General features: G+C 42.4%; 2 protein-coding genes. Both read right to left on the bottom strand.

The window, feature by feature from the left end; translation table 11 throughout:
* Nucleotides 1-313 (bottom strand): hypothetical protein (locus ACI4L0_RS00690; RefSeq protein ID WP_439798250.1); only part of this gene is annotated, 313 nt, incomplete at its 3' end.
* 22 nt (nucleotides 314-335) lie between these two features.
* A complete protein-coding gene (locus ACI4L0_RS00685) occupies nucleotides 336-1478 on the bottom strand; it encodes a DUF6076 domain-containing protein (RefSeq protein ID WP_439798249.1) in 1143 nt (380 codons plus the stop codon).
* Nucleotides 1479-1778 lie beyond the last annotated feature (300 nt).

The following is a 1778-nucleotide window of genomic DNA, read 5'->3' as shown; positions in this document are numbered from 1 at the left end:
TTTCCTCCCACATAATACGGGTTTTGTAGGTTATAAAAGGTGTATTACAATCTTTTGGATATTCCTCCAATGCCCGCAGGATACCAAGTACACACGCTTCCTTTATATCAAGGAAATGCCCGAACATTGAATACCGCTGTACGATACCCATAACGGTGGTGTTAAGGGTTGGCTCATAGTAATGCAGAAACCAAGACAGATATTTTTCGTCTTTTTCGGCAAGGTATAAATCAATATATTCCTGCAGATCGTCTTTTCTCGGCGGTGCCGGAGAAAGACGGTAAATATATAATTCCTTTTGCCATTCTTTCACGGCACTCACCTCCAATCTGTTTTTACTGCCGCTGCTTTAATCGTTTGTCAGTCAGCGTATATAACGCTTCCCGTGTCATATCTCTTTTGAATTGCTCGGCGGTGTACCCATCGCCGTGGATCGCTAATGTTTTCAGCTCGTCTGCTATCTCTTTTGCTACTGCCGCAAATTCTTTTGTGATCGTACCTTTGGATAGCTCGGCTCGGATGCAGTTACAACGCTTTTTGTGGATGCTCAGTATCGGGTGGGCATCCACCTTTTCCTTTTTACCCATTATAACCGCATACTGTCTGCAAGTTTGCTTCTCACCGTTGTATTCATAAGGGGAAATACCGTTACAGTATTTTTGCTTACGGGCAGAGGTCATAAGGAAATACTTTTTACAGATCTCGCATTGCCTCGGATAATGCCCGTAATGCAGACCCTCAAAGAAATCTGTGAGAATAAAGCTGTAATAATTCTCAAAATATAATCGTCTTGCCACCGTTGCCGTTTTACTGCGGCTGGATTTCTTGATACCTACATATTCCGTGTGCACAGGGAAAGAAACTTTACCGAATACCTCTAACGCTATGGGAAGCAGATGTTCCTCGTCAAAGCGTTCTGCTTCATCTATATAGGAAACGAACTTCCGCAGAGCGTAAAAAGCCTTTTGCATATCCTCTGTCAGATCGTTATAGAAATCCAGTGTAAAGAAAACCTCATTAAGCAAGTCCCGTGCCTCTATCATGAATTCCTTATCGTAGGATTTGGGAACACGGTCAAGCCAAGCCTGCTCATCGGTCATAGAATAGACCTCTGCTTTACATTTCCAATATTCCGTTATCTTTGCGTAAGTTTCCTCGGTAAAGAGATTTGCCACACGCTCCCGTTCCGATTTGGTGTCGAGCATATTAAAGGGACTGAGCCAAGGGAGCGCCTGAAAGATGTTCAGCATACGATTGCCGATTCCGAGGAAATCTTTCTTATCCATATACCCGATTTCAAGCGTTTGCTCTAAATGCCAATTATCCGTTGTGAACACGGAAATGCGGGCAGCGGTATCGTTTTCATAAAATTGATTGAGCAGATGGGTGGCGAAATATCCTGCCTGATATACCTTGCCGCCGATATGTACTCTACCGTCACGATAGTCGGCGGTAAAATAGTCAACCTTTTCACGCATAGTTTCTTGCCCTCCATCCTAATTCTAACATATTAAGTGTCCAATAAATGTCCCTTTGCAAAAATTCAAAAAAGTTTTGAAGTTTTGAATTTTCCAGTTGCAACACTATTTTAGAAATTTGATTTTAATATAGTATATCACAAAAATACAGTATTTTCAATGCTTTATGAGCAGTTGCGCCAATCGTTTTATTTGAGTTGCGTAATACTTGCTGTTCAAACTTCATCTCCGTATTCTATAAAGTAGAGGGAGCGAAAACCTCACAGAATACACGGGCACAGCCGTCGGGAAACCGGCGGC

It is taken from the genome of Treponema sp., from assembly GCF_051883275.1.
Taxonomy (GTDB): Bacteria; Spirochaetota; Spirochaetia; order Treponematales; family Treponemataceae; genus Treponema_D.
The sequence above is the reverse complement of the archived record's forward strand: the minus strand, read 5'-3'. Positions and strand labels throughout refer to the sequence as shown.

Coding starts and splice junctions, on each gene's coding strand:
- ACI4L0_RS00685 (WP_439798249.1), bottom strand. CDS start 1,478: ATGCGTGAAAAGGTTGACTATTTTACCGCCGACTATCGTGACGGTAGA.